The 26,517-nt window shown below is 72.1% G+C and carries 29 protein-coding genes and 1 pseudogene; 8 read left to right on the top strand and 22 right to left on the bottom strand.

The features are described from left to right. Positions 1 to 45 precede the first annotated feature (45 nt). Positions 46 to 600 (top strand): peroxiredoxin, encoded by a 555-nt coding sequence (locus tag AC07BS_RS28110; protein ID WP_478643005.1) that lies wholly within the window; start codon positions 46 to 48, stop codon positions 598 to 600. 11 nt (positions 601 to 611) lie between these two features. Beyond that, positions 612 to 1,145, top strand: coding sequence for an alkyl hydroperoxide reductase (locus AC07BS_RS28105; protein ID WP_478934875.1), 534 nt, complete (start codon positions 612 to 614; stop codon positions 1,143 to 1,145). An 84-nt stretch (positions 1,146 to 1,229) separates the two neighbouring features. Here AC07BS_RS28105 and AC07BS_RS28100 read toward each other — a convergent pair whose 3' ends face one another. The 4 genes from AC07BS_RS28100 to AC07BS_RS28085 all read right to left on the bottom strand — a co-directional run bounded on the left by AC07BS_RS28100 (position 1,230) and on the right by AC07BS_RS28085 (position 6,387). Then, positions 1,230 to 2,636, bottom strand: coding sequence for an AI-2E family transporter (locus AC07BS_RS28100; RefSeq protein ID WP_478643010.1), 1,407 nt, complete (start codon positions 2,634 to 2,636; stop codon positions 1,230 to 1,232). Between the two features lie 128 nt (positions 2,637 to 2,764). Continuing rightward, positions 2,765 to 3,481: an aggregation-promoting factor C-terminal-like domain-containing protein gene (locus AC07BS_RS28095; protein WP_478643012.1), complete on the bottom strand. Its 717-nt coding sequence runs from the start codon at positions 3,479 to 3,481 to the stop codon at positions 2,765 to 2,767. Positions 3,482 to 3,887: 406 nt separating this feature from the next. Next, positions 3,888 to 5,210 carry a PhoH family protein gene (locus AC07BS_RS28090; protein ID WP_478934874.1) on the bottom strand — a complete coding sequence of 441 codons (1,323 nt, stop codon included), beginning with the start codon at positions 5,208 to 5,210 and terminating at the stop codon, positions 3,888 to 3,890. Between the two features lie 415 nt (positions 5,211 to 5,625). After that, positions 5,626 to 6,387, bottom strand: coding sequence for an isoprenyl transferase (locus tag AC07BS_RS28085; protein WP_478643015.1), 762 nt, complete (start codon positions 6,385 to 6,387; stop codon positions 5,626 to 5,628). A gap of 111 nt (positions 6,388 to 6,498) precedes the next feature. Here AC07BS_RS28085 and mgrA point away from each other — a divergent pair, with 111 nt between their 5' ends. Further along, on the top strand, positions 6,499 to 7,542 hold the full coding sequence (gene mgrA, locus AC07BS_RS28080) for an L-glyceraldehyde 3-phosphate reductase (RefSeq protein ID WP_478643017.1): 1,044 nt from the start codon (positions 6,499 to 6,501) through the stop codon (positions 7,540 to 7,542). Positions 7,543 to 7,915: 373 nt separating this feature from the next. On the opposite strand, the gene AC07BS_RS28075 is transcribed toward mgrA, so the two are convergent. The 3 genes from AC07BS_RS28075 to AC07BS_RS28065 form a co-directional block, all read right to left on the bottom strand. Then, positions 7,916 to 9,304 carry an MFS transporter gene (locus AC07BS_RS28075; RefSeq protein WP_478934873.1) on the bottom strand — a complete coding sequence of 463 codons (1,389 nt, stop codon included), beginning with the start codon at positions 9,302 to 9,304 and terminating at the stop codon, positions 7,916 to 7,918. Positions 9,305 to 9,477: 173 nt separating this feature from the next. Beyond that, positions 9,478 to 10,059 carry a TetR/AcrR family transcriptional regulator gene (locus AC07BS_RS28070; protein ID WP_478934872.1) on the bottom strand — a complete coding sequence of 194 codons (582 nt, stop codon included), beginning with the start codon at positions 10,057 to 10,059 and terminating at the stop codon, positions 9,478 to 9,480. Positions 10,060 to 10,334: 275 nt separating this feature from the next. Next, positions 10,335 to 11,075, bottom strand: coding sequence for a prepilin peptidase (locus AC07BS_RS28065; RefSeq protein WP_478934871.1), 741 nt, complete (start codon positions 11,073 to 11,075; stop codon positions 10,335 to 10,337). Positions 11,076 to 11,134: 59 nt separating this feature from the next. On the opposite strand from AC07BS_RS28065, the gene AC07BS_RS28060 reads away from it, so the two are divergent. Next, positions 11,135 to 11,497, top strand: coding sequence for a DUF192 domain-containing protein (locus tag AC07BS_RS28060; protein ID WP_478934870.1), 363 nt, complete (start codon positions 11,135 to 11,137; stop codon positions 11,495 to 11,497). A 125-nt stretch (positions 11,498 to 11,622) separates the two neighbouring features. Here AC07BS_RS28060 and AC07BS_RS28055 read toward each other — a convergent pair. The 3 genes and pseudogenes from AC07BS_RS28055 to AC07BS_RS28045 all read right to left on the bottom strand — a co-directional run. Then, positions 11,623 to 11,923: pseudogene (locus AC07BS_RS28055) on the bottom strand (IS5/IS1182 family transposase); the annotation flags it as partial. Between the two features lie 241 nt (positions 11,924 to 12,164). Beyond that, the gene (locus AC07BS_RS28050; RefSeq protein ID WP_478934869.1) at positions 12,165 to 12,509 is read right to left on the bottom strand and encodes a VOC family protein; all 345 of its coding nucleotides are present in this window, start codon (positions 12,507 to 12,509) and stop codon (positions 12,165 to 12,167) included. Positions 12,510 to 12,672: 163 nt separating this feature from the next. After that, positions 12,673 to 13,200, bottom strand: a complete 528-nt coding sequence (locus tag AC07BS_RS28045; protein WP_478643029.1) for a PadR family transcriptional regulator — start codon at positions 13,198 to 13,200, stop codon at positions 12,673 to 12,675. A gap of 140 nt (positions 13,201 to 13,340) precedes the next feature. Here AC07BS_RS28045 and AC07BS_RS28040 point away from each other — a divergent pair, with 140 nt between their 5' ends. Then, positions 13,341 to 13,898, top strand: coding sequence for a hypothetical protein (locus AC07BS_RS28040; protein WP_478643031.1), 558 nt, complete (start codon positions 13,341 to 13,343; stop codon positions 13,896 to 13,898). Between the two features lie 170 nt (positions 13,899 to 14,068). Then, positions 14,069 to 14,572, top strand: a complete 504-nt coding sequence (locus AC07BS_RS28035) for a carboxymuconolactone decarboxylase family protein (RefSeq protein ID WP_478643034.1) — start codon at positions 14,069 to 14,071, stop codon at positions 14,570 to 14,572. A gap of 58 nt (positions 14,573 to 14,630) precedes the next feature. On the opposite strand, the gene AC07BS_RS28030 is transcribed toward AC07BS_RS28035, so the two are convergent. After that, positions 14,631 to 15,899: a hypothetical protein gene (locus AC07BS_RS28030; RefSeq protein WP_478643036.1), complete on the bottom strand. Its 1,269-nt coding sequence runs from the start codon at positions 15,897 to 15,899 to the stop codon at positions 14,631 to 14,633. A gap of 83 nt (positions 15,900 to 15,982) precedes the next feature. Continuing rightward, positions 15,983 to 16,537 carry an ATP-binding protein gene (locus AC07BS_RS28025; RefSeq protein ID WP_478934868.1) on the bottom strand — a complete coding sequence of 185 codons (555 nt, stop codon included), beginning with the start codon at positions 16,535 to 16,537 and terminating at the stop codon, positions 15,983 to 15,985. A 281-nt stretch (positions 16,538 to 16,818) separates the two neighbouring features. Between AC07BS_RS28025 and AC07BS_RS28020 the strand changes: the two genes are divergently transcribed. Both AC07BS_RS28020 and AC07BS_RS28015 read left to right on the top strand, forming a co-directional pair. Then, entirely contained in the window at positions 16,819 to 17,670 is an 852-nt protein-coding gene (locus AC07BS_RS28020; protein WP_478643041.1) for a Scr1 family TA system antitoxin-like transcriptional regulator, read from the top strand. Between the two features lie 11 nt (positions 17,671 to 17,681). Beyond that, a complete protein-coding gene (locus AC07BS_RS28015; protein ID WP_478643043.1) occupies positions 17,682 to 17,873 on the top strand; it encodes a hypothetical protein in 192 nt (63 codons plus the stop codon). Between the two features lie 17 nt (positions 17,874 to 17,890). Here the strand turns inward: AC07BS_RS28015 and AC07BS_RS28010 are convergent, their stop codons facing one another. The 10 genes from AC07BS_RS28010 to cpaB all read right to left on the bottom strand — a co-directional run bounded on the left by AC07BS_RS28010 (position 17,891) and on the right by cpaB (position 26,483). Continuing rightward, positions 17,891 to 18,535 carry an OmpA family protein gene (locus AC07BS_RS28010; RefSeq protein ID WP_478934867.1) on the bottom strand — a complete coding sequence of 215 codons (645 nt, stop codon included), beginning with the start codon at positions 18,533 to 18,535 and terminating at the stop codon, positions 17,891 to 17,893. A gap of 8 nt (positions 18,536 to 18,543) precedes the next feature. After that, positions 18,544 to 19,113 (bottom strand): hypothetical protein, encoded by a 570-nt coding sequence (locus tag AC07BS_RS28005; protein ID WP_478643047.1) that lies wholly within the window; start codon positions 19,111 to 19,113, stop codon positions 18,544 to 18,546. 40 nt (positions 19,114 to 19,153) lie between these two features. Next, the gene (locus AC07BS_RS28000; protein WP_478643251.1) at positions 19,154 to 19,726 is read right to left on the bottom strand and encodes a pilus assembly protein TadG-related protein; all 573 of its coding nucleotides are present in this window, start codon (positions 19,724 to 19,726) and stop codon (positions 19,154 to 19,156) included. Then, positions 19,723 to 19,980 (bottom strand): Flp family type IVb pilin, encoded by a 258-nt coding sequence (locus AC07BS_RS27995; RefSeq protein WP_478934882.1) that lies wholly within the window; start codon positions 19,978 to 19,980, stop codon positions 19,723 to 19,725. The genes AC07BS_RS28000 and AC07BS_RS27995 overlap by 4 nt, the downstream gene beginning before the upstream one ends. A 172-nt stretch (positions 19,981 to 20,152) precedes the next feature. Further along, on the bottom strand, positions 20,153 to 21,052 hold the full coding sequence (locus AC07BS_RS27990; RefSeq protein ID WP_478934866.1) for a DUF5936 domain-containing protein: 900 nt from the start codon (positions 21,050 to 21,052) through the stop codon (positions 20,153 to 20,155). 106 nt (positions 21,053 to 21,158) lie between these two features. Further along, a complete protein-coding gene (locus tag AC07BS_RS27985) occupies positions 21,159 to 22,097 on the bottom strand; it encodes a type II secretion system F family protein (protein ID WP_478934865.1) in 939 nt (312 codons plus the stop codon). Positions 22,098 to 22,110: 13 nt separating this feature from the next. Next, complete coding sequence (locus AC07BS_RS27980) at positions 22,111 to 23,571, bottom strand: CpaF family protein (protein WP_478934864.1); 1,461 nt, start codon at positions 23,569 to 23,571, stop codon at positions 22,111 to 22,113. After that, the gene (locus tag AC07BS_RS27975; RefSeq protein ID WP_478934863.1) at positions 23,568 to 24,023 is read right to left on the bottom strand and encodes a TadE/TadG family type IV pilus assembly protein; all 456 of its coding nucleotides are present in this window, start codon (positions 24,021 to 24,023) and stop codon (positions 23,568 to 23,570) included. The genes AC07BS_RS27980 and AC07BS_RS27975 overlap by 4 nt, the downstream gene beginning before the upstream one ends. A 3-nt stretch (positions 24,024 to 24,026) precedes the next feature. Next, entirely contained in the window at positions 24,027 to 25,694 is a 1,668-nt protein-coding gene (locus tag AC07BS_RS27970; RefSeq protein WP_478934862.1) for a P-loop NTPase, read from the bottom strand. A gap of 69 nt (positions 25,695 to 25,763) precedes the next feature. Then, the gene (gene cpaB, locus AC07BS_RS27965) at positions 25,764 to 26,483 is read right to left on the bottom strand and encodes a Flp pilus assembly protein CpaB (RefSeq protein WP_478934861.1); all 720 of its coding nucleotides are present in this window, start codon (positions 26,481 to 26,483) and stop codon (positions 25,764 to 25,766) included. Positions 26,484 to 26,517: the final 34 nt, after the last annotated feature.

Genomic DNA, 26,517 nt, shown 5'->3' with positions numbered 1-26,517 from the left:
GGGAAACCTTGTGAACAGGGGTTTCCTCAGTTACAAGGAGAGCGCGTGCTCACTGTCGGTGACCAGTTCCCCCAGTACGACCTGACCGCCTGTGTGGACCTCGATGCCGATAAGGCGTTCGCGCAGATCGACAACAAGACCTACGAGGGCAAGTGGCGGGTCGTCTTCTTCTGGCCCAAGGACTTCACCTTCGTCTGCCCGACCGAGATCGCCGCGTTCGGCCAGCTGAACGACGAGTTCGCCGACCGTGACGCCCAGATCCTCGGTGTCTCCGGCGACTCCGAGTTCGTCCACCACGCCTGGCGCAAGGACCACAAGGACCTGCGCGACCTGCCCTTCCCGATGCTGGCCGACGCCAAGCACGAGCTGATGCAGGCCTGTGGTGTCGAGGGCGAGGACGGCTACGCCCAGCGCGCCGTCTTCATCGTGGACCCGAACAACGAGATCCAGTTCTCCATGGTGACCGCCGGTTCCGTCGGCCGTAACCCCAAGGAGGTCCTGCGGGTCCTCGACGCCCTGCAGACGGACGAGCTGTGCCCCTGCAACTGGACCAAGGGCGAGGAGACCCTCGACGCGGTCAAGCTCCTCGCGGGCGAGTGAGCTGATTCCCCATGGCCCTCGATGAGCTGAAGTCCGCCATACCGGACTACGCCAAGGACCTGAAGCTGAACCTCGGCTCGGTCATCGGCAACTCCGACCTTCCGCAGCAGCAGCTGTGGGGCACCGTCCTCTCCTGCGCGATCGCGACCCGCTCGCCGATCGTGCTGCGCGAGCTGGAGCCCCAGGCCAAGGAGAACCTCTCTCCCGAGGCCTACACCGCCGCCAAGTCCGCTGCCGCGATCATGGCGATGAACAACGTCTACTACCGCACCCGGCACCTGCTGTCGGACCCGGAGTACGGCAACCTGCGCGCGGGCCTGCGGATGAACGTCATCGGCAACCCGGGCGTGGAGAAGGTCGACTTCGAGCTGTGGTCCCTGGCCGTCTCGGCCATCAACGGCTGCGGCCTGTGCCTCGACTCCCACGAGCAGGTGCTCCGCAAGGCCGGCGTGAGCCGCGAGACGGTTCAGGAAGCGTTCAAGATCGCCGCGGTCCTCCAGGCCGTGGGCGCCACCCTGGACGCCGAGGCCGTGCTGAACGGCTGATCCGGCACCTTTCGCACAGCGGGCCCGGTCTCCTCCTCGGAGACCGGGCCCGCTGTGTTGTGTCCACTTCTGTGGCGCCGCGCGTCATTCCTCGCGGGGTACGGCGGGCGGGGCGGGCTCCGGAGTGCCGGACGCCGGGCCGGCCGACTGCTCCTTGGCGTACGCGCGGAGGTAGCCGACCACCGTGTTGGTCACCGCCACCAGCGGGACCGCGACCACCGCGCCCCCGATGCCGGCGACCATCGAGCCGGCGGCGACCGACAGGACCACCGCCAGCGGGTGGACACGCACCGCGCGGCCCAGGATGAAGGGCTGCAGGACGTGACCCTCGATCTGCTGCACCGCGAGCACCACCAGCAGCACCATCATCGCCGTGAAGACGTCGCGCGTGACCAGCGCCACGACCACCGCCAGGGCGCCGGAGACGACCGCGCCCACCAGCGGGATGAAGGCGAAGAGGAAGATGAACACGGCCAGCGGCAGATACATCGGCACATTGAGGAAGAACAGCCCTATGCCGATGAAGATCGCGTCGATGAGGGCCACTATCACCGTGCCGCGCACATAGGCCGTCAGCGTCGCCCACGCGCGCGGGCCGGCGCCGGCCACGCCCTCCCGGGCCCCGTCCGGGAACAGCTTGAGCAGCCACTGCCAGATGCGGGGGCCGTCGTAGAGCAGGAAGAGCGTGCTGAACATCGCGAGCAGAATGCCCGTCAGCACCTCGATGATGACCTGGACGCCCTCTATGCCGGCCGAGGTGATGTCCTTGGTGTTGGTGCCGATCGCCTCGCTGAGCTTGTCCGCGATGTTGTTGATCTGGCTCTCGGTGACATGGAAGGGGCTGTTGAGCAGCCAGCGCTTCAGCTCGGAGATGCCGTGCTGCACCTGCCGGGACAGGTCGTCGAGGTTCTCCGTCACCTGCCACACCACGAACCAGCCGACCAGCCCCATCACCACGAAGCCGGAGATGAAGGTCATGGCGGTGGCCACCCCGCGCGGCACGCCGCGCCGCCGCAGCCAGGCCACGGTGGGCTGGAGCAGCGCGGTGATCAGCAGCCCCGCGACGAAGGCCAGCACCACCAGCCGTACGGCGCTGATGACGCGCATCAGCACCCAGAGGGTGCCGGCCAGCACCAGCAGCCGCCAGCTCACCTCGGCCGCGACGCGCACGCCCCACGGGACGGCGGCGACCGGGTCCTGACGGGAGGCGGCGGTGGGCGGGCAGAGGGCCGATACGGGAACGGGCGCGGATCCGGGCGCGGCGCCGGACCCGGGCACGGCTCCGGCGGCCGGCCCCGGGACCGGCCCGGACGGCTGCGCGGCCTGCGACGGCGTGGCGGACGGCGGTGTGGCGGACGGTGCGGGTTCGGCGCCGGGCGGGGGCGTGGGCGCGTGCTCGCGACCGGCGGCGGCCCCACGGGCCTCCAGCCGTTCGGCGAGCCGCGTCAGGCCCGATCCCAGGCCGCCCACCCATCGTGGCAATCTGGACATTTCTCTTCCTCTACCCCCACTCCCCCGTGGCCATCCGTGCCGACGTTACCTGCCGCCGGACAGGCCGAAGCCCCCGGCCGCGTCGGGCCGGGGGCTTCGGGGGAAATCTGCCGGTCAGGCGCTGTCGCCTAGTACCACTGGTTGGCCTGCCAGAACGACCAGGCGCCACAGGGGCTGCCGTAGCGCTCGTTCATGTAGCTCAGACCCCACTTGATCTGAGTGGCCGGGTTGGTGCGCCAGTCGGCACCGGCCGAGGCCATCTTGGTGCCGGGGAGGGCCTGGACGAGACCGTAGGCACCGGAGGAGGCGTTGGTGGCCGTGTAGTCCCAGGTGCTCTCGTTGTTCACGATGTTGCTGAAGCACTGGAACTGGTCCGAGGGGACCATCTGGCGGGCCATCGCCTGGACCTCGGAGACCGAGTAGGAGCCCTTGACCGCGAAGGAGGACGCGTCGCGCGTGGCCGAGCGGCTGCTGACCTCGTCGTCCTTCTCGCGCTCCTTGGCCTTCTCCTCGGCCTCCTTCTTCTTGGCCTCTTCCTCCGCGGCTTCCTTCTTCGCGGTGGCGTCCTCGGCGGCCTGCTTGCGGGCGGATTCCTCGGCGTCCTTCTTCGCCGTGGCGTCCGCGGCGTCGGCCTGCGATTCCGCCTGCTGCGTGAGGGATGCCGTCTGTACCCGGGCGTTGTGTCCGGCGGGGATGTCCGCGAGGATCGTCGCGTCGGCGGCGGTGGCCTCGACCCGGTCGGTCGTGCCCTGCTCATTGCCCGAGGCGACACCGACAACGGCGCCGACGGTGGTGACCGCGGTGGCGGATGCCACGGCGAATCCCCGGACCGAGATCCGGCTCACACGCATTCCTTCCAGCATCGCCCGCTTAGGTGACCTCGCGGACGCGATCGTGCCCCTCGCGCTGGCCTCCGCGGGACGGCCCCGGGTGAACGGAACCATCTGGTCACGGGAGGCGCTGACCCGGTGGGCCCTCCACGGGGGAGGTCCGCGACATGCTCGGGCGGCATACGGCGACGCTGTGCAGTTGTCTGTGTTCCGCATCGCCCCCGGAGGGGTTCAAGTGCCGTATGCGGGGCCTGACAGGACCCAGACTCTGCCTGAACGGCACGCTCCGAGGCAATTCTTGGTTACGTGTGAAAGCTCACACGCCGTTTACTCCAGCCGTTTCCCGGAAAAGGAGGCGCGGAACGACAGCGCGCGGCTAGGCTCCTCGGCCCGCCGCGCGCCAAGTGGTTCACGCATCACCTCAGATGCGGCCGTCCTCCAGCATTTCGGTCACCAGTGCGGCGATCGGCGACCGCTCGGAACGGGTGAGCGTGACATGGGAGAAGAGGGGGTGCCCCTTCAACTTCTCCACCACGGCCACCACTCCGTCGTACCGCCCCACGCGCAGATTGTCCCGCTGTGCCACGTCATGGGTGAGCACCACACGTGAGTTGGCGCCGATCCGCGACAGCACGGTCAGCAGGACATTGCGCTCCAGCGACTGCGCCTCGTCCACGATGACGAACGCGTCGTGGAGCGAACGTCCGCGGATGTGGGTGAGCGGCAGCACCTCCAGCATCCCCCGCCCCACGACCTCCTCGATGACCTCGGAGGTCGTCACGGCCGACAGCGTGTCGAACACCGCCTGGGCCCACGGGCTCATCTTCTCCGCCTCGCTGCCCGGCAGATAGCCCAACTCCTGCCCGCCCACCGCGTACAGCGGCCGGAACACCATCACCTTGCGGTGCTGCCGCCGCTCCAGCACGGCCTCCAGCCCGGCGCACAGCGCCAGCGCCGACTTGCCCGTCCCGGCCCGGCCGCCCATCGAGACGATCCCGATCTCCGGATCCAGCAACAGATCCAGCGCCACGCGCTGCTCGGCGCTGCGCCCGTGGATGCCGAACGCCTCCCGGTCGCCCCGCACCAGCCGCACCGATCCGTCGGCCGTGACCCGGCCCAGCGCCTTGCCGCGCTCCGACTGCAGCACCAGGCCGGTGTGCACCGGAAGCCCGGCGGCCTCCGGGACGTCCACGCGTTCGGCGGCGAAGAGTTCGTCGATCCGCTCGGCGGTGACGGTCAGCTCCGCCATCCCGGTCCAGCCGGAATCGGTGATCGCCAGCTCGGCGCGGTACTCCTCGGCCAGCAGCCCCACGGACGAGGCCTTGATGCGCAGCGGCAGGTCCTTGGACACGACGGTGACGTCGTAGCCCTCGGCCTGGAGGTTGCGGGCGACCGCGAGGATGCGCGAGTCGTTGTCGCCGAGGCGGTAACCGGCGGGCAGTATGCCCGGATCCGTGTGGTTGAGCTCGACCCTGAGCGTGCCGCCCAGCTCACCGATCGGGATCGGCGAATCGAGCCGGCCGTACCGCACCCGGTAGTCGTCCAGCAGGCGCAGGGCCTTGCGGGCGAAGTAACCGAGCTCGGGGTGGTGCCGCTTGGCCTCCAACTCCGTGACCACCACGACGGGGAGCACGACTTCGTGCTCGTCGAAGCGGGACATGGCTCCTGGATCGGCCAGCAGGACGCTGGTGTCGAGGACATAGGTGCGCCGGTCGCCATCACGGCGCTTCTTGCTGGTCACCACGGGTGGACGAACCCCCTCGTGCAGAGGTTAAGGGCGCGCCGCCGTTGTGAGGCACGGCGGCGCGGGGAATGGGCCGGGTCCACGCCCTTCCAGGGATGCCGGTCGTCCGGCTCGCCGTGTCCGCCGTGCGGCCTGTCGGAGCCGCTCGGTGCGCACGGTCGTCGTCCTGGTGCAAAGGGCCTCCCGGGCGGGCGGCCCCATGCCGCCCGCTGGCAGAGCGACGGTCCCGGTTCGGACCGTCGACCTGCAGGGGATATTCCCGCTGGGCCGCTTGAGCATGCAACGGCATATGCGACGAGCAGGTGAACGATTGATCCGCCGTCACTCGTACTGGCGTTCAGCCGGATGCGCGGTTCGCCACTGCTGCGGGGAGGGGATGCGGGCCCGGACCCCGGGACGCGCCCCCGGACAGGCCCTAGGAGCCGTACCGCCGGTGGCGGGCCGCGTAGTCGCGCAGCGCGCGCAGGAAGTCGACCTTGCGGAAGGCCGGCCAGAAGACCTCGCAGAAGTAGTACTCCGAGTGGGCGCTCTGCCAGAGCATGAAGCCCGAGAGCCGCTGTTCGCCACTGGTACGGATGATGAGGTCCGGGTCGGGCTGGCCACGCGTGTAGAGGTGCTTGGTGATGTGGTCGATGTCGACCTTCTCGGCCAGCTCCTCGAAGGAGTCGCCGTTGTCGGCGGCCTCCAGGACCAGGGAGCGGACGGCGTCGACGATCTCCTGGCGGCCGCCGTAGCCGACGGCGACGTTCACGAGTATCCCGCCGACGTCGAGCGTGGCCTGCTCGGCCTCCTTGAGGACCGTCTGCGTCCGCGCCGGCAGCAGGTCGAGGGTGCCCACGTGGTGGACGCGCCAGCGGCCGTCGGCCGCCAGGTCGCGCACGGTGTTCTCGATGATGGTCAGCAGCGGGCCCAGCTGGTCGGCCGGACGGTCGAGGTTGTCCGTCGACAGCATCCACAGCGTGACGACCTCGACGTCGGTCTCGGCGCACCAGCCGAGCAGCTCCGAGATCTTGTCGGCCCCCGCCTGGTGGCCCTGCTCCAGCGTCAGACCGTCGGCCCGGGCCCAGCGGCGGTTGCCGTCGAGGATGACACCGATGTGCTTGGGCACCTGTGCGTGGTCGAGGCGGCCTTCCACCCGGCGTGCGTAAAGCCTGTACACCAGGTCGCGCAACTTCACTCTTCCTGCCCCTCCATGCCTCGGCGGTCGCCCCCGAAGGCGCCACACTACTGCCAGCGTGTCGCGAGGACCCAACTCGGCCCGTCACAGGACCGTGATAGTCAGATGCACATGACCGAAACCTCGCTCTACAGCGCGGCCGGAACGCGCTACGACTCCATGGAGTACCGGCGTACGGGCCGCAGCGGGCTCAAACTGCCCGCCATCTCCCTGGGACTGTGGCACAACTTCGGCGACGACCGCACCCTCGACTCGCAGCGGGCCATCCTGCGCCGGGCCTTCGACCTCGGGGTCACCCACTTCGACCTGGCCAACAACTACGGTCCGCCGCCCGGTTCCGCCGAACTGAACTTCGGCAAGATCTTCGCGCAGGACCTCCGTCCGTACCGGGACGAAATCATCATTTCCACGAAGGCCGGCTATCTGATGCACCCCGGCCCGTACGGCGAATGGGGCTCGCGCAAGTACCTGATGTCCTCGCTGGACGCCTCGTTGCGCCGGATGGGCGTCGATTACGTCGACATCTTCTATTCGCACCGGTTCGACCCGCACACGCCGCTGGAGGAGACGATGGGCGCCCTCGCGTCCGCGGTCCGGCAGGGCAAGGCGCTCTACGCCGGCATCTCCTCCTACAGCGCCCAGCAGACCCGCGAGGCCGCGCGGCTGCTGCGGGAGATGGGCGTGCCCGCCCTGATCCACCAGCCCTCGTACTCCATGATCAACCGCTGGACGGAGGACGACGCGCTGCTCGACACCCTGGAGGACGAGGGCATGGGCTGCATCTCCTTCGCCCCGCTCGCCCAAGGCATGCTCACGGACAAGTACCTCCACGGCATCCCGGAGGGCTCGCGCGCCGCACAGGGCAAGTCGCTGGACCCGGCGCTGCTGAACGAGGAGGTCGTGGGCCGGCTGCGCGGCCTGAACGCGATCGCGGAGCGCCGCGGCCAGTCGCTGGCCCAGCTCGCGCTGAACTGGGTGCTGCGGGACGAGCGGATGACCTCGGCCCTGATCGGCGCGTCGAGCGTGGCGCAGCTGGAGGCGAACATCGCCTCGCTGGACGCGGCTCCCCTCACCAAGGACGAGCTGGCCGAAATCGACGCGCTGGCGGTGAGCACGGAGGGTGTCAACATCTGGGCCCGCCGCGGGGAATCCTGATCCGTCCCTGTTACCCGAAGCACGATCCAAGATCAACTGCTGTGTCATACACGCTTCGATACGGACAGTGACACCGGGAAAAGAAAACGGGCCGGTCCGTGGGGGGGATACGGACCGGCCCGAGGGGGGGTTTCCACCATAACCGGTCGGAGGCCGTGGTTCACGCACCGGCGGGGGTGACAGCGCGTGGCGCGCTGACCCCCACACCAGTTTTTGATCTTGAACGGGGCGGCGGACAAGGCCCCTTCGGGGTTCGCGGATCCCAGCAATAGCAGGGCCGTGAGGCCTGACCGGCCATGCGGCACACGGGTCGCGGCCGGCCCGGCGGGTCACGCCGAAAGGTCGTGCAAAGTCATCATCGGCTTGACGGCATTCACGACGTCATTGACGTCACACGGGTGAGCGGACCCGATTTCGTGCACGAATCGTGACCATTCGAGGGAGTGTCGGGGACGGTTTCGGACTCGGACACGGGTGCGGTTTCGGCCACGATTCCGGAAACGGGGTCCGGAATCGGGGTGGGTGTGGTCGGAGGGGTCGGAGGGGTCAGTGGGGGCGATGGGTTCCGTGGGGGAGATTGCGGGCGGCGGCGCCGGACGAGGGCGGGCGGACGGCGGACCGGACCGGGCAGACGGCGGACGAGGGCGGGCAGGACGGTCACGGCGCCGACGGTGGCCAGCGCGGCTCCCAGCCACAGCGGCGCCCGTAGACCGTGGGAACCGATCACCACGCCACCCACCCAGGAACCGATCACCACGCCGAGGGTGATGAACGAGGCGTGGACGGTGTTCACCAGCGGCCGGGCGTTGGCGGCCCGCTGGACGCGGGTGGCCATGGCCGGGTTCATGGTGACGCCGACCAGGCCGATGCCCATCATGAACACCACCGCCGCGACCTTCAGATGGGCCAGCAGGGCGAAGCCCGCGAGGAAGAACGCGTTGAGCAGCAGGCCGCACAGCAGCACCGGCGCGGCGTGGCGGTCGGCGAGGCGCCCGACGACGAGGTTGCCGGCCACGGTGGCGGCCCCGTAGGCGATGAGCAGGACGGGGACGGCACCGGCGCCGAAGCCGGTGACCTCGGTGAGGATCGGGTTGAAGTAGCTGAACGCGCAGAACGTGGCACCGATGACGAAGGTGCTGGTGGTGAGGGCGAGCCAGAGCCGGCTGCTCCGGAAGACCCCCAGCTCCTCGCGCAGGCTCCCGCCGCCCTCGGCGTGCCCCACGGCCGGAACGCCGACGGCCGTGCACAGGGCGGCGGCGACGGCGAGGACGACGATGGCCCAGAAGGCGGCGCGCCAGCCCAGGGCCGTACCGATCACGGTGGACAGCGGCAGCCCGAGCAGGGTGCCGAGCATCAGCCCGTTCATGACGACGGCGATGGCGCGCCCGCGCACCTCGGGACGGGTCAGCTGGGCGCACATCGAGATGGCGACGCCGAAGAAGGCCTGGGAGGCGACGCCGGTGACGACGCGGGCCACGACCATGAGCGCGTAACCGGTGGCGGTGGCGGCCAGCACGTTGCCGGCGAGGAAGACGGCGAAGAGCACCATCAGGGCGGCCTTGGGGCGCAGACGGAGCACCGCGACGGTGAGGAAGGGCCCGCCGAAGGCCATGGCGAGGGCGAACGCGGTGATGAGGTAACCGATCCGCGGAACGGTGACGGCGAGCCCCTCGGCCATCTGCGGCATCAGACCGGCGACGACGAACTCGCTGGTCACCATGGCGAAGATGCCGAGGGCGAGGAGGTGGACGGCGCGTGGCACGGGGGTGATCCTCGATTCGTTTTGGATGGATCGGTTCAAAATGAGGGCATGGGGAGGGCGAAGGGCGCGGGAAGGGCGCGGCAAGAGCATGGGTGGCCTGCGCCCTGGGGCCCTGGAGCCCTGGGGCCCTGGAGCCCTGCGGCCCTGGAGCCCCGGATGGCGGGCCCCCGGACTCAGATGGCGTCGAGGGCGGTACGGGCCACGGCGCGGAGCGCGGCGGCGTCGGCGCCGGCGCGGGCGGCGACCCGGATACCGCTGATGGTGGCGATCACGAAGTCGGCGAGGGCGCGGGGGTCCCGGTCGGGGCCGATGTCGCCGTCGCGCTGCCCGGCGGCGAGGACGGCGGCGAGCGCCTCGCGGCGGCGGGCGTAGTCGCGTTCCAGGTCCCGCGCCACGTCGGCGTCGCGGGTGGAGAGCTCGACGGCGGTGTTGACGTAGAGACAGCCGCGGCCGTCACCGCCGGGGGCGGTCTCCTCGGCGACGATGCGGTGGAGCAGCGCCTCGATCTTCTCGCGGGCGGGCCGCTCCTCGGCGAGGATCTCGTCGAGCTCGCCGGTCCGGCGTTCGATGTAGCGGGCGAGGGCGCGCTGGAAGAGCGCCTGTTTGCTGTGGAACGTGTTGTAGATGCTGCTGCGGCCCAGGCCGGTGGCGTCGCACAGGTCCTGGGTCGACGTCGCGTCGTACCCGGCGGCCCAGAACGCCTCCATCGCGGCGTCGACCGCCCGCTCCTCGTCGAACTTCCTGGGTCGGGCCATAGTGGGAACGTAACAGGTTTTGGATCGGATGGTCCAATAGTGGAGGTGGGGCGTGGGGCCGGCACGGGCCCGGGGAGCCGGGCACGAAGCTGGGGCCGACGCGGGCCGGGGGCCTGTACGGGCCCGGGGAGCCGGGCACGAAGCTGGGGCCGACGCGGGCCGGAGGCCTGTACGGGCCCGGGGAGTCGGCGCGGTCCTGGGGCCGGTACGGACCTGGGGGCCGGTACGGACCTGGGGGCCGGTACGGACCTGGGGGCCGGCATCGTTCCGCGGAGCTAGGGGGTCCCCCACCCCCCTCCTCCCCCCGCCCCCACCACGACCCCCACCCACGCACCCGCGATCATGAATGGCCCCAGGGCCAGCGCGTCGCCGCGCCGGGCACGGCCCGTCAGCAGCAGGCCCGTTCCGTAGAGCGACCCCAGCAGCAGGCCGGCGAAGGCTCCCAGGAACAGCACGCCCCACCCGTACCAGCCCAGGGCGCAGCCGAGCCCGGCCGCGAGCTTGACGTCACCGAAGCCCATGCCGTCCGGACGCAGCAGGAACAGGGTGAAGTAGCCGGCCGCCAGCGCCAGTCCGCCCAGCAGGGCCCGCGACCAGGACCCCGCCGAGCCGGGTATCAGCGTGGCCGCGCCGAGCAGGGCGGCCACGCCGGCCGCCAGCGGCAGGGTCAGCACGTCCGGCAGCCGCCGCACCGACCGGTCGACCCCCGCCAGCACCACCGCCACCGGCGCCGCCAGCAGCCACACCGCCAGCTCGGGCCGCGCCCCGGCCGCCGCCGCGAGCACCGCGCACGCCAGGGCCGTCACCACCGCCGGCCACGCCGCCCCCGGCCCGTACCTCCCTCCGCACACCCCGCACCGCGCCCGGCCCGCCCACCCCGCGACGGCGTGGCCGCAGGGACCGGCCGAGCGCCACTCCTCCTCCGGCTCCACGGCCAGCCGGAACCGCGCGCGCGGCACCAGGGCCCCGGCGACAGCTCCGTACACGGCCGCCGCGGCGATCAACAGCGAGTCCATGCCCCGAGGTTACGCACGATCGCCACCTCCCGCCGGGGCCTGTGGATAACCTGTCCTGCATGGTCAGCCGACAGGACGGAACAGCCCAACTCCGCGTCACGGCAACCGGGATGCTCGTCCCGCTGGAGATAGCGACCTCCTTCCGCGCCCGCTCCCGCGGCCTCCTCGGCCGCGACGCGATCGAGGGCGCGCTGCTGCTGACCCCCGCCGGCGGAGTGCACACCTTCCGCATGCGCTTCCCCATCGATGTGGCCTACCTGGACCAGGACTTGACCGTCATCGCCGTACGCACCATGCCCCCGGGCCGGCTCGGCGCCCCGCGCCTGCGCGCGTGCAGCGTCCTGGAATCGGCAGCCGGCACGATGGCCGCCTGGGGCCTCCACACCGGCGCCCGCGTCGAGATCGTCCCGGACACGCCCTAGGACCGTGGGGCCGTATCGAGCAAGCGAGCGTGACTGGATGAGTGGCGCTTGCCCGATCCGTGTGCGCCGGGCTCGACAGTCGGGCTGTCGGCGCGGAGGCCGGCCATCGGAGGGCGGGCTCGCCAGGCGAGCGCGGTGGTCAGGCCAGCCGCTCCGGTGTGCCGGAAGACCATGCGGAGGTTGTGGCAGGCACCACTCTCCTCGGGCGCCGTCCTCGCCGCGCAGGAGGAGCTGGCGGCCCACTTGGCAGGTCATGATCTGCCCGAAGACAGGTTCGACGATGGTCTTGCGGTGGCTGCAGGCCCTGCGGCCAGGTTGGTCCGCAAGCTTGCGGGCCATGCGCTCCTTCAGCGTGGCGTTCTTGGGGATCCGTCCGCGAGGCGCGGGCGAGACCTGCTCATCGTGGCCGAGTCGGCCGACGGCCATGGACGAGGACGCCCAGGCAGCGGCGGAACCGGGCGATCGAGCGGTAGTGCGGGGCGAACACCCGGTTCCGCTTGTCAACCCCTGCCGCACGCACCCCCGGACGCCTCGACTCAACCGGCTTGGCCTCGAACAACCCGTCCTGGTCACGCATACCAGGGTTATCCGTCCCGCGCCCCAAGCCGCGTGTTCGACCTGGTCCGTTGCCGGCGATCAGGTTTCGCCGGTGTGCTTACGGCGGGTTTCAGTGTCCCGCCGGGGTCCATGCGGCAAGCTCGTTGCCACCCGGCTCCCGAAAATGGAAGCGCCTGCCGCCGGGGAAGTCGAACGCCTCGACGGTGACGGTGCCGCCCGCCTCGAGCACCGCGTTTCGCGTCTCCTCCAGGTCGTTCACCCGGATCACGGCCAACGGCCCGGCCGGGGCTTCCGAGGGGTCCTGCTGGAAGCCGAGGCTGACTCCACCACCGCAGTGCACGTCCGTGTATTCCGGACCGTACGGGGTCGCCGCCCAGCCGAAAACGGCCCCGAGGAACTCTGCCGATTCCCGAGCTGAAGCAGTCGGAAACTCGACCATCGTAAAGCTGATCACGCGTTGGATCATACAAAGCCGCTGAGGCCACGTCCGTCCAACCTGGCGGCTCGTCCGCAATCCAACAACCCTACGGCCACGCCCTAACCCGCCCGCCGGGTTGCCGGTCACCGACCCGCGCTCCCAGCCACAACGCCGTTGCGGTCTCAGGCGAGGGGCATCGTCATCGCTCCCGGGTCTTACGCAGTTCTTCGGTGGCCCAGCGGGCCCATTCCTCGCGCATGGCGGTGAAGCGCAGGCCGTATTCGAAGGCGAGGCGTCCGTTGACGGACAGGGGATCGTCGCCCCAGTCGATCTTCCCTTCCAGTTCCGTCAGCGCCGCGTGCTGTCCGGCCGCGCGTTCCGCCTCGCCCATCAGGTAGGTCATGGCCTCCACCGGGGTGAGGTGGTTGAGGAAGAAGACGCGCAGGAGGGCGTCGCTGCGCCGGACGGTCTCGGGCGGGGGCTCGGTGAGCCAGCGGTGCAGCTCGGCGCGGCCTTCCTGGGTGATGGCGTACTCCTTGCGGCCGCGGGGACCTTCCGCCGCGACCTCCAGCAGGCCGGCCTTGGTGAGCTTGGCGAGCTCGCCGTAGACCTGACTCTGGGTCGCCGGCCAGACATTGCTCAGCGAGGTCTCGAACCCCTTCATCAGGTCGTACCCGCTGGCGGGTCGGTTGGCCAGCAGGCCCAGCATCGCGTGTCTCAGGCTCATACCCACCACTCTACCCTCCACACCTGACATGTCGAGAGTGGACAGTCCAGCTCTGACATGTCATAGTTGGAATGTCGGCCGGGGGGCCGGCACCGACACCCGGCCACTTTCGGCCACCGACACCCGAGGGGGACTCTTCAATGAACTACCTGCGCGGCTTCCTGCCCTGGATCGCCTTCGCCGTCGTCTCCTCGTCCGGCTGGCAGTGGGGCGCCGCCGCGGGCCTCGTCACCGCGATCGCGCTGCTGATCAAGGAGCGCACGGCCGGCACCGCCGGGGAGTCGCTGATCCTGGAGTACAGCACGGCGGCCTACTTCGCCGCGCTGACCGCCCTGGCCTTCGCCCTCCCGCACAGCGGGCTGCGGCACTTCGGCGGCGCCATGTCCCTGGGCTGGCTCGCCCTCACCGCCTGGGCCACCCTGGCCGTCGGCCGCCCCTTCACCACCGGCATAGCCAAGCGCCAGGCCCCGGAGGCGGTGTGGAACACCCCGCTCTTCCGCCGCATCAACGTCGTGATCACCGCCGCCTGGGCAGCCGCCTTCACCGCCACGGCCGCCGCCGTGACCGCGGTCAGCGCCCTGGGCCTGGGATCCGGCATCTCCACGGCCGTCCAGATCGCGGGCTTCGCACTCCCCGCCGCCTTCACCGCCCGCTACCCCGACCGCATCCGCGCCCGCCACGCCCAGGCCGCCCGGTAACCCGGTAACCCACATCGGCGACCAGCCCGGGCGACGACCCCTGTGACCGGGAGCACACCCGGCAGATCCATCCACCGGTCACATCCCCCTCCCCCGGCCCGTCATGGGAGTGAAGGCGGCGCGGCGGCGAGGACGGCGCGACCGCGGGATCGTGTGAAGGGAGCACCACCATGACCGCACGTTCGATCACCACAGAGGTTCCGATGGCTTCACGGATGGCCGACCCCGGCGAGCTCGTGCCCGAGCTGGCCGAGGTGTCGGCGGCGCTGTTCCGGGCCACCGGCAACCGCTCGGTGCCCCGCACCACGATCAGCCTGCTCCAGCTGCGCGCCGGCCAGATCGTCGCCAACACCTACCTGACCGTTCTGCACACCTCGTTCCTGCGCAAGGCCGACGAGTCGGAGGAGCGCATCGCCTCCGTGGCCTCCTGGCAGGACTCGCCGTACTTCACCCCCGCCGAGCGCGCCGCCCTCGCCCTGGTCGAGGCCGTGCTCCAGCCGTCCCCGCACGGCGAGCGGGTGTCCGACGAGCTCTTCGCCGAGGTGTCCGAGCACTACGACGAGAAGGCCCTCGCCACCCTGATGATGGCGATCGGACAGGTCAACTTCTTCATCCCGATAGCCCTCATCGCCAAGCCGGTGCCCGGCCGCTCCTTCTCGGACCCCTGGGTCTGATTCCGCACCGACCGCGCCCGCCGCGCGGAGACGCCGTGACCGCGGCCATGCCGCCGCCTCACCCGTTCCTCCGGCGCGCCGCCAGCGTCCAGACGCCCAGGCCCAGCAGCAGCGTGGATCCGGTGCCGACGCCGACGTAACCGATGAGGCGCAGGCGGTGGTTGCGGGGGGTGCCGGCGCCCGCGGCCGCGACGAGTTCACCGCCGACGGCGCCGGCGGCCCGGCCGGAGGCGTCGTCGTCCCGGCCCGCCTTCCTCGCTGCCGCCACCTCGACCTTGAGCGTCACCGGCACGCCCCCGTCCGTCGCACCCCCGCGCACCTTGGGGTTGAGGCTGACCTGGAGGTAGTACCAGCCCGCGAAGCGCATGCCGCGGGCCGCCTCGCCGCCGGTGCCGCCAGTGCCGTAGCCGGCGGGGGGCGTGGCGAGGGAGACGGTCGCGGGGGTGCCCTGGTAGCCGCCGGTACGGTTCATGACGTAGCCGCGGGCGGTGTTGCTGAGGCCGAGCCGCACCCCGCGCACCACGTACGGCCCGGCGCCCCGGCTCGCGCCGAACTCCGCGTCGGCGAAGAGCTGTTCCCCGACGTCGACGGCGATCCGGTAGAAGCGTGTCTCGCCCGGCCGCAGCTCGTCCTTCCAGGCGCCGGGGCGGAGCTCGGCGGCGTCGTTGAAGCCGGTGCCACCCGCGACCCGTTCCCCCTCCCCCTGCGGCGGGCCCGATGGTGCCCGCGAGCTCCAGCCGCCGGGGGCGGGCGGCGCCTCCGTATCGTTCCGCTGGGGCGCCTCCGTGACGTGCTTCAGCTCCAGCGGTACGGGCGCCGCGTCCCCGCCGGTCGCGTCGCCGCGCTGGACGACGAAACGGTACGTGCCCGCGCCCGCGCACGGCCCGCCCGCCCGTACGACGCGCTCCGCGTAGTCCGCCACCGGGTAGGCGCCACCGGCCGACAGGAACGACCTGCTGCGCGCGGCCCCGCACGGGGTCCCGTCCGCCGTCTGCAACGCCACGTCGATGCCGTCCCGCAGCCCCATCGCCCCACCGGGCCTCGGAACGGCCACCGCCGACACGTACGCGCTGGACTGCCCGTCCAGTTCGACCGTGTAGTACTTCTTCTCGCCCGGCGCGATGCTGTCCGTGTACGCGCCCGCGCCCGCCTTCAGCGGGGGCGCGTCGGCGCCGCCGCCCGCGCCCGTGACGGGTATCGCCCCGGAGGCCATCCGGTACCCGGCCGGTCCGTCGACCGCCATGGCAGCCGGTGCCCCCGCCGCCGACGCCCACGTCATCATCGCCGCCAGCGCCGCCGCCGTCCCGGCGAACCACCCGCCCCTCATCTCCCGCCTCCCTCAGCACTCCCCTGCCGAACCGGGCGGGGCCCATCCTGCCGTGGTGAGCGGCGGGTCCGCGACCGTTCGGCTCAGCGCAGCGCCGCCGCGTACGCCGCCGCGCCCGTACGCGGCAGACTCACCCAGACCCGGGTGCCCTCCCGCGCGGGCGCGGGCTTCACCACGCCCCACGTTCCCCTGCACTCGTGCACCACACACCCCAGCAGGTACAGGAACTTGTGCCGGCGCGCCGCGCACGCGGCGGCGCTCGCCGGATCCGCGTGGTGCACGTGCGGGTCCCACAACACGATCCGGATGCCGTCGTGCTCCTCCTCCCACCCGATCGAGAGGTAGAGGATGCTGCCGGGTTCGAACAGCGCCGCGCAGGCGACCAGTTCGCCGGTCGCCTGCAACGCGGGCGGCAGCAGCTCGGTCAGCCCGTGCGCGCTGAGCGCGTTCTGAACGCTCATCCGCGCGACGAGGGACGCCTGCGGATCGGCGGGGATCGCGTAGCTGTACGACAGCTTGCGGCGTTCCCGTAGTGGGGTGGGCGTGTGGTGGAGGTGGTCGGCGGGGTTCCGCGCTTCCGGAGTGACGGTGGGGCAGAGGCTCGCGGGGGATACGGGCAGGGGCAGAGGCATGGACATGCGGCAGCTCCCGTCAGGGGGTGGGTATGCGATTCGGCCCGGGGGCGACCCGGTGGCTTGTCTCCCTGACGCGGGCACGCCTCTCCCAGGGCAGGAGGTGGCTGGACATGCCCACGCGATGCGCTTCCGGCTGGCGCCGGGGCCGTTCGATGGCGGTGCACGACCGAAACTAGCGAGCACAGGTGGCGCGGCGCCACCTCGCCGGTGGCATCTACCCGAAGGGGTGAATCCAGGCCTCTCGCACGGGGAACGCTCCCTTCGAACACAGTAGGAAGGGACGCATGCCACCCAGGACAACACCCACCGAACGCCAGAAGCGTCTCGGGTACGAGCTGCGCAAGATGCGTACAGCAGCAGGCGTTTCCACCGAGTACGCCGCTGGTCTGCTCGGCCTCGATCGAGGGAAGATCAACAACATCGAGGCCGGAGTGCGCGTGATCGCACCTGACCGCCTCAAGACGTTGGCCTGCAACTACGCCTGCAACGACAGGGCTTACATCGCGGCTCTCGTCTCCATGGCCAGTGAACGCGAGCGCGGCTGGTGGGAGAAGTTCAGAGGGACCCTGCCAGTAGGCCTGCTGGACATCGCTGAGCTCGAATGGCATGCCACTCGCGTGCTGACAACGCAGGTGATGCACCTACCGGGGCTTCTTCAGACGGAGAGCTACGCCCGTTCCATCTTCGACGGCGTGTTGCCGCCCCTGCCCCGCCTGGAGGTGGAGCTGCACGTCGCGCATCGCATGGAACGCCAGCAGGTCCTCGGCGGAAGCAAGCTGTTGGACTACACGGGGTACATCCACGAAGCAGCACTGCGCATGCAGTTCGGCGGGAGGGCTGTGACGCGGGAGCAGCTCAACCACCTCCTGCTCATGTCCGAGCGCGAGAACATCGTGCTGCGCGTGGTCCCCGTCGAAACCGGGGCATTTCCCGGAGCGGGACATGCCATGTTGTACGCGGAGGGTGCGGTTCCGCGACTCGACACAGTTCAGCTCGATTCAGCACGGGGGCCCGCCTTCGAGTACGCCGACTCCCAGCTGGAACGCTTCCGCGCCCATCTGGGTTGGATGGAACAGGCGGCTCTTGACCCGAAGAAGTCCCGCGACTTCATTCGTTGCATCGCAGCCGACCTCTGATGGAGACGACGATGAACCGCATCACCTGGGAAGAGCCGTTCTGCGGCACAGGCAACAACTGCTTCCGCATAGGCACCGACACAGCCGGCAACGCCTACATCGCCGTCGCCGGGGACGAGGAGCACCCCCTCACCGACACCCGCGACGCGTTACGCGCCCTCATCCTCGACATCAAGGCCGGGAAGGCCGATCACCTGCTCTGACTCCATGAACGCCGCCGCTAGCCGCCGCGCGGGAAGCTGACCTCGACGCGGCGGTTCTTGCGGCGGCCGTCCTCCGTGCCGTTGTCCGCGATGGGGTACTGCTCGCCGTAGCCGCGGATCTCGTACCGGATCGAGGACGAGCCCAGGTGTTCGGCGAGGCGGCGCTGGACGGCGTTGGCGCGGTCCTTGGACAGGGCGACGCCGTGGTCGGCCGAGCCGAGGTTGTCGGTGAAGCCGAAGACGCGCAGGGCCGTGGCGTGCTGCTTACGGGCCTCGTCGGCGATGACGCGGATACGGGCGGCCGCGGGGTCGCTCAGCCGGGCGCTGTCCTTGTCGAAGAGGACCTCGGCCTGGAGCGCGAACGTGACGTCGGTGTTGGTGTCCTCGCGGCGCTCGCCGCCGTCGTCCGTCTCGATGACGGACTTGATGTCGAGGACACGGCCCGGGGCGAGGCGCGCGCCCGGGCGTAGCCTGAGGCCGGGGGCCTTGGCGTCGATCCTCACCGGGGGCGTGGTGCGGGCGGAGGTCCGGGCGTCGGTGTCGGCCCGGCCGGAGGCGGGGGCGGGGGCGTGGGCGTGGGCGTGAGCGGGGACGACGGCCGCGAGGACCGCCGCCGTGGCCAGCGCCGTGCCGCACAGGGGCCGTCGGATGGTCGGCGACATGGGACCGCTCACCCGGCGAGGGGGATGTGGACGGACGGCATGGTCGGGAGCTGGAAGTCGACGGCCTTGACGTCGTCCGGCGGGGCGGGGAACTGCGCGTAGAGGGCGCGGCTCTCGCCGGGCCGGATGTTGACGAGGCCCGTGGTGCACAGGCATTCGCCGTCGGTGTCGCGGAGGACGAGGTAGCGCTTCTTGCCGGTCGCGTCGACGAGGGAGGCGCCGGACACCGAGGACTGGGACTTCATCTCCGTCTCCTTCGACCTCCAGGTCAGTGACGTGTAGGGCTTGGAACCGCGGTTCGCGACGGTGCCGTCGACCGTGACGAAGCCGCCCTTGTCGCGCCTGGCGGAGTGGAGGAGCACGACGATGCCGTCGGGTCCGCGCATCTCGCCGATGGTCGCGCTGGGCCGCGGGGTCGGTCTACTGCCGCCGCCCGGCGGCGCGGTGGAGTTCTTCGCGGAGTTCGCGCCGGCGCTCTTCGCCCCGTCGCCGTCGTCGCCGCCCCCGCAGCCCGTCAGGGCGAGGGAGGCGAGGGATATGGCGACCAGGAGGGCCGCTCCTGCCGTCCGAGAGCTCATGGGTCGTGTCCGTCCGTCGGGTCGTCCGGGATCGGTCGGTTCAGTCCGTCAGTCGTACGGTGAACAGGTCCGCCGCCGTCACGGCCGTCGGGGGCCGCCGGGGGTCGATGACCACGGTCTTGTCGTCGCAGGTCAGGGTGAGGACCGCGGCGGCCCGGGGGGCGCAGCGGGGGGCGACGACCGCGGTGGCGGCCGCCGTGGCGCGGGTGTGCTCGGTGCCGGGGACCACGGAGGGGCCGAGCGGGCGCGCGGAGGTGACGCCGACGCGGAACGAGCCGGGCGCGTCGCCCTCGCCGCAGGTGATGGCGGGGCGGGCACCGTTGGCCTCGGCGTACGCGGCGGCGGCGCGGCAGGCCCGGTCGCGGTCGGCGCCGTGGCCGGCGAGCCAGCCCGCCCAGTCGCCGCCGGTGGCCGTGGCCGCCGTCAGGAAGCCGGTGCGCAGCTGGTCGCGGTAATCCTGGGCCGCGGCCAGGGCGGCGGCGTCGGCGGCGGTCTGGGCGGTGTTCCTGGCCGCTCCGGCCCGGCCGACGACGAACAGGGCGAGCGCGACGAACAGCAGGGCCGCCACCGCCGTGATGTAGAGGGGGAACGCCTGGCCGGCGTCCCGGCTCAGCCGGTGATCCGCTGGATCTGGTTGGTGATGGCGGTGGCGATCATCGTGCCGAAGTCGGTGGTCGTCAGTACGAGGATGATCGCGACGACGACCGCGATGATGCCGAGGTATTCGACGGAGGTCTGTCCCCGGTCGTTCAGACGGCCGTTCAGACGGTCGTTCAGGCGGCCGGTCAGACGGTCGTTCGGACGGTCGTTCCAGTGCGACTGCCCCACCCGTGATTCCGCTCGTGTCTCCCGTGAGCTCCCGCTCATCCTGGTCCCCTCCTCGGTCGGTGCGTTGCCGGACCTTTTCCCTTCCCTCACTGGGCAGTTGGGACACCACGCGCCTCACCCCCGATCCTCCGGGCCCCCGGCCCCCCGGTCCGCGCACCACCGTCCCACAGCGCGTTGCACCCGCGAAGCGTCTTCACGTTCTTCACCCATCTCAGTCGCCGGTGAGCGGGCCGAGGTCCGTGCCCGAGCCGAGGAAGAAGGCCGCGATCAGCAGGATCATGGTGCCGGGGACCATGAACGTGGTGATGACCATGGTGGCTTTCGGTACGGCCCGGGCCGCCCGGCGGCGGGCGAGCTGGGCGTCGGTGCGGCGCATATCGGTGGCGATGCCGATGAGCGTGTCGACGATCGGGGTGCCGAGCTCCTCGCCCTGCTGGAGCGCGGTGACGAACTGGGCGACCTGTTCGGAGTCGTTGCGTCTGCGCAGCTCGTCGAAGGCCTGGCGGCGGCTGACGCCCATGTCCATCTGGCGGAGGGTGATGCGCAGTTCGTCGGCCCATGGCCCCTCGTAGCGTCCGGAGACCCGTTCGAGGGCCTGGCGGAAGCCGAGCCCGGCGCTGACCACCACGGCGAGTACGTCGAGGAAGTCGGGGAGGGTGCGTTCGATGGCGTCGCGGCGTTCGCGCACGGCGGCCCTGATGCCGACCTCGATCCAGAAGAGGCCGAAAGCCACCAGCAGCAGGGCGAGCAGCGGCTGTCCCTTGAGGAGCATCACGAGGGCGCCGCCGAAGCCGAGGGCGCCGTAGACGGCGCGGCGGGCGGCGTAGCGGTCGACGGTGAGGCCGCCGGGGTTGCCCGCGCGGTCGATCCTGCGGCGGACGGCGGCGACCCTTTTGTCGCCCATCAGGCGCAGGACGAGCGGGGCCCAGCGCATGCCGAGCCGGTCGACGGCCGAGCCGACGGCCGTCGTGCGCGTCGCGCCGACCTCCAGGGCCACGGCGAGGTCGGGGGGCAGCCGGGCCTCGCCGCGGCAGAGCGCGACGCCGTAGCAGATGCCCACCGTCGCGGCGGCGGCCAGCAGGGCCAGCAGGAGTCCGAGTCCCGGTCCCATGTCGCTTCTCCTTGCCCTATACGTCGATGCCCTGTACGTCGATGCCCTGTACGTCGAGGCTCTGTACGTCGAGGCTCTGTACGTCGAGGCTCTGTACGTCGATGCCCTATACGTCGATCCGCGCCAGGCGGCGGATGAGGAGGAATCCCAGCGCGTACAGCGCGAAGGCCGCGACGACCGCGAGCTGTCCCGCCCAGCCGTCCGTCATCCGTTCGATGGAGCCGGGGGCGATGCGGTCCATGAGCAGCAGGGTGCCGATGCCCATGAGCGGGACGACGTAGGCGGTGACGGTGACCTGGGACAGCTGGGTGCGGACCTCGCGCCGGGTCTCCTTGCGCTCTTCCAGGGTGGAGGTGAGGTTGCGCAGCGAGCTGACGACGGTGCCGCCCGCCCGGTTGGAGAGGACGAGGGTGGTCACCAGCACCACGAGTTCGCGGGAGGGAAGGCGGTGGGCGAGTTCGCCGAGCGCCTCGTCGATGGAGTGGCCCACGGCCAGCCGGTCGGCGACCTTGGCGAGTTCCTCGCCCGCCGGTGCCTCCATCTCCTCGGCCGCCATGCCGAGGGCGGTGCGCAGGGCCAGTCCGGCCTGGGTGGCGTTGGCGAGGATGCGGGCGAGTTCGGGCAGCTGGTTGATGAACCGCTCGATGCGTTTGCGGCGTTGCCAGGCGAGCCAGGCGTACGCCGACCAGATCGCGACGGCCGCCGCGAGGGGGCCGAAGAAGGGGGCGAGGGCGGTGGCCGCCAGCAGCCACAGGCCGGCGGCCGCAGCGGCCGTGCCCACGGCGAACTCGCCGACGGTGACGTCGAGTCCGGTCGACGCGATCCGCCGCTCCAGGCCCCGGCCGATGGGGGTGGCGCGGAGCCGGCGGTCGGTGCGCACGAAGTACCGGGCGCGGCCGGCGGGCGGCGGGGCGGGGGCTTCGGCGAGGCGCTCGACGAGCGCCCGGTGGCGGTCGCGTCCGGTGGTGTACGCGCGGACGCCGGCGACGGCCAGCGCGCCGCCGGCGAGGGTGGTGCCGGCGGTCAGCAGGGCCAGGGCGTCCATGGGCGGTTACCTCTCACCTGGGTCCGGTGTGGCGGGTGCGGGCGGCGCCGGGGAACGCGGCGACGCCATGGGCGGCGGGTACGGGCTCGTTGGCGAGCCGGAGGCGTTCGGCGGCGCGCGCGGGGAGCGGGAAGTGCGCGAAGGCGCCGCGGACGACGCGGTCGGCGCCCAGCGGTTCGGCGTCGAAGCGGGAGACGGTGGCGAGGCGGTACCCGCCGGTGGGGGCGGGGGCGGGGGCGTCGGGGTACGTACCCCCGCCCGGCCCCGGCAGCGACCCCGACCCCCGCCCCAGCTCCCACCCCGGCCCCGACCCCGGCCCCGGCTCCGATCCCGGCCCCGGCACCGGCTCCAGCAGGGCGATCTCGGCGACGCGCCGGGTGCCGTCGGCGTGCCGGGCGAGCTGGACCAGGCAGTCGACGGCGCTGTCGATCTGGTCGCGCAGGGCCTCGTACGGGATGCGGACCTCCGACATCGAGGCGAGGGTGCGCAGCCGCAGCAGGGCGTCCTCGGCGCTGTTGGCGTGCACGGTGGCCAGGGAGCCGTCGTGGCCGGTGGACATGGCCTGGAGCATGTCGAGGGTCTCGCCGCCGCGCACCTCGCCCACGATGATGCGGTCGGGGCGCATGCGCAGGGAGTTGCGGACGAGGTCGCGGATGGTGATGCGGCCCTTGCCCTCGACGTTGGGGGGCCGTGACTCGAGGCGGATCACGTGCGGCTGCTGGAGCTGGAGTTCGGCGGCGTCCTCGACGGTGATGATGCGCTCGCCCTCGGGGATCAGGCCGGACAGGGCGTTCAGGAGGGTCGTCTTGCCCGCGCCGGTGGGGCCGGAGACCACGATGTTGAACTTGGCCCGGACGAGGGCGCCGAGCAGCATCAGCATGGGCTCGTCCAGCGTGCCCATGCCGATCAGTTCGCGGAGGGTGTAGGCGCGGGGGAAGCGGCGGATGGTGAGGGTGGCGCCGTCGAGGGCGAGCGGCGGGATGATGACGTTGACGCGCTCACCGCTGGGAAGGCGGGCGTCGACCATCGGGTTCGATTCGTCCACGCGGCGGTTGACGGTGGAGACGATGCGTTCGATGGTCTGCATCAGCTGCTCGTGGGAGGCGAAGCGGACGGGGACGGGCTCCACCCGGCCCGCGCGTTCGACGAAGATCCGGTCCGGGCCGTTGACCATGATCTCGGTGATGGACGGGTCCTCCAGAAGGGGTTCCAGGACGCCCAGGCCCAGGGCCTCGTCGACGACCCTGCGGACGAGGCTGTCGCGCTCGGCGGTGGAGAGGACCGGGCCCTCGCGGCTGATGATGTGGCCGAGGACCCGTTCGAGACGGGAACGCCGCTCGGCGGCCGTCAGGGCCGACATCTCGGCGAGGTCGATCTCCTCCAGGAGCTTGGCCCGGTAGACCGGCACGAGGTGCCCGGCCTCGCGGCCGTCGGACCGGGCCTCGGGGGCGGTGATGCGGTCGCGCAGGCTCACGGGGCCGCCCCCGGGGGGTCGGCGGGGCAGGGCATGGTGGCGTGCCGGGTCACCGTGAAGGCGGTGCCGGGCAGGACGGCGGGGACGCGCACCGTGACGGTGGCGGTGACCCGGTCCGGGCCACCGCCGCCCGCCGCGCCGGCGTCGCCCGCCGCGCCGGCGCAGCGGGGCGCGTCGACCGTCGCGCGCCCGGCGACCCACGCGGTCATGGCGGCGGTACCGGCCACCGCGGGGGCGGCCTCCGGCTCGTCCAGCGTGGCGGTGCGCGCCGCGGCCCGCGCCCCCGTACCGGCCTGCTGCGTGGCGAACGCGGCGAGCCCGAGGTGCACGGCGGCGAGGGCGACGAGGAGCAGCAGCGGCAGGAACCCGATGAGCTCGAGGGAGGCGGATCCCCGGTCGCCGGTGGCCGGCCGCGCGGCCGCCGGGGAGGACCCGTACGTGCGGGTCGCCATCCCTCAGTCCTCCCGCGCCACGCCGGCCGTGCTCTCCACCGGCCAGGGCCAGGTGACCGCGCCCGGGAGGAGGACCGGTACCCGTAGCCGTACGCTCGCGCGGTAGACCGCGCCGTCCGGGCCGCAGGACGGTTCGGCGCGCCAGGCCCCCGGCAGGTCCTGGCGGGCCGCCGTCGCGCAGTCGCGGCCCACCGCGCCGGCGCGGGCGCCCTTGTCGGCGGCGTGGCCGGCCAGGGAGTAGGAGTAGCCGACCAGGACGCACTGCCAGACGACCGCGAGCGCCACCAGGATCAGCGGCAGGATGCCGGCGAACTCCACGGCCATCTGGCCCCGGTCGCCGCCGTGGCGGCGCCGGAAGCGGCCGATCGGCAGGAGGGTGCCGCTGGGCACCGGCGTGAGCTGGTCCGGGCCCGTGCCGCCCCCGCCGCCACCCCCTATGGCCCGGCGGCGGCCGGCGTGGGCGCCGGAGGGGCGGCCGCCGGACGGCGGGGCGGCCAGGCCGAGTTCGCCGGCCAGGGCCCACAGCGCCTGCCGGACCCCGGAGCGGGCGTCGAGGTCCTGCATGCGCCCGGAGTCGACGGCGCCCTGGAGCTCCTTGTAGCCGGCCGGGACGGTGGTCCGGGCGGTACGGGTGCCCGTGGTGCGGGCGACGAGCGGGGGCTGGATCTCGGCGGTGCGGGTGTGTCGGTTGACCACGGTCGTCGTCTCCTCGGCCTTGCGGATCTGCAGCCGTTCCCACATGCGGACCATGCGCCGGGCGGCGCGTACGGACACCACGTCCGGCGTGGTGACGAGTAACGCCACGTCCGCCGTCTCGATCACGGCGGCGCCCGCCGCCGTGATCTGGGTGCCGCAGTCGACGACCACGACGTCGTGGCGGGCGCGCAGGGCGGCGACGATCTGCCGTGCGGCCAGGTCGCCGACGTCCTCGCCGCGTTCGCCCTCGGCGGGGGCGAGCAGCAGGCCGAGGCCGGTGGGGTGGGGGAAGACGGCGTCCCGCAGGACCCGGGGCGAGATGTCGCTGATGCCCGCGAGGTCGGCCACGGACCGCCGGAACCGCACGTCCAGGTACGAGGCGACGTCGCCGGACTGGAGGTCGAAGTCGGCCAGGGCGACGCCGCGCCCGGCGGCGCACGCGGCGAGGGCGAGCTGCACGGCGGTGACCGTGGTGCCGACACCGCCCTTGGCGCCCACGACGGCCACGAGCCGGCCCCCGCCGGCGGCGGCCCCGCCGGGCACCCGGGGGTCGTCCCCGGCGCCCAGGTGGCGGCGCACGCCGGTGGCCCAGTGGGCGGCGGCCTGGACGCGCGCGGCCAGCTCCTCGTACGACGGCGGCAGCGCGGCCAGCCCGCGCGCCCCGCAGTCCATGGCGGCGGCGTAGAGGGCGGGGCCGGCCTCGGCGCTGAGCAGGACGACGCCGGTGGCGGGGAAGCGCAGCGCGATGTCGCGGACGAGTTCGAGGGCGGGGACGGGCCCGATGCGCTCGTGGACGAGGACGACCTCGGGCAGTTCGCCGACCGAGGCCGCCGCCAGCACGGCGAGGGTGTCGAGGAGGCGGGTCGAGTCGGCGACGGTCCGCAGCGGCTCGGTGCCGGGAAGTCTGCCGAGCAGCCCGCCGAGGGCGCGGGCGGCGTCCGGGTCGCCGACGGCCGGAAGGATTCTGATCGTCACCGTGGGCCTGCCTCTCCATCCACAACAGCCGCCGGTCCCGGGCCTCTTCCGCCCGTACCGGCGCGCGGGCTACTTGTCGCCGTCGAGGGTGTACGTACGATCGCCGCCGGAGACCGGCTCCTCGCCGCCCGGGGCGAGCAGGGCGAGCCGGACGTGGGAGGCGAACGACTCGGCGTAGGCGACGCGTTGGGCGTCCTTGGTGCCGAGGGCGAAGGTGATCGGCACGGCCTCGCCGGCCTGCCGGGTGGTGGCGCCGCTCCGCCCGTCGCCGTCCCGCTTGAGGGGGGTCAGCCGGCCGACGTCGATGACCTGCGCACCGCTGACGATCACCTTGGAGACGGGTTTGGCGCCCTGCTCCTTGGCGTCGAAGGTGGCGTAGATGTTGACCTTCGAGCCGGGCATGATCTTGCCGGCGACACCCGTGGCCGCGTCGATCATGATGGCGATCTCCTGCTGGCCCGGGGCGAGCGCGGGCCGGGCGACGATCATGTCCTTCTGCAACAGGGACCCCTTGCGCAGCGGGGTGACGGCGATCTTGCCGCGCAGGGCCGAGAGGTCGGTGACGGCGGTGGACGGCAACCAGCGCCGCGGCATGGAGATCCGCTCGAACTCCCCCGGCTCCAGGTCCCGGTAGGCCGGGACGTCGGACTTCAGCCGGTAGGCGGCCACCTCGGGGCCGACCTTGGACGCGGTGTCCTCGATGACGGCGAAGACCCCGGCGAACGCGCCGAGGGCGCAGAGGACCGACAGGAGCAGCAGGACGATCCCACGGCGCTGGCGTGAATTCATCGGACGGCGAACCTCGTTCGGGGCCTCGGACGGG

Source organism: Streptomyces sp. NPDC044063 (assembly GCF_056434285.1).
Note: the sequence above shows the minus strand (reverse complement) of the source record. Positions and strands in the feature narration are given on the sequence as shown.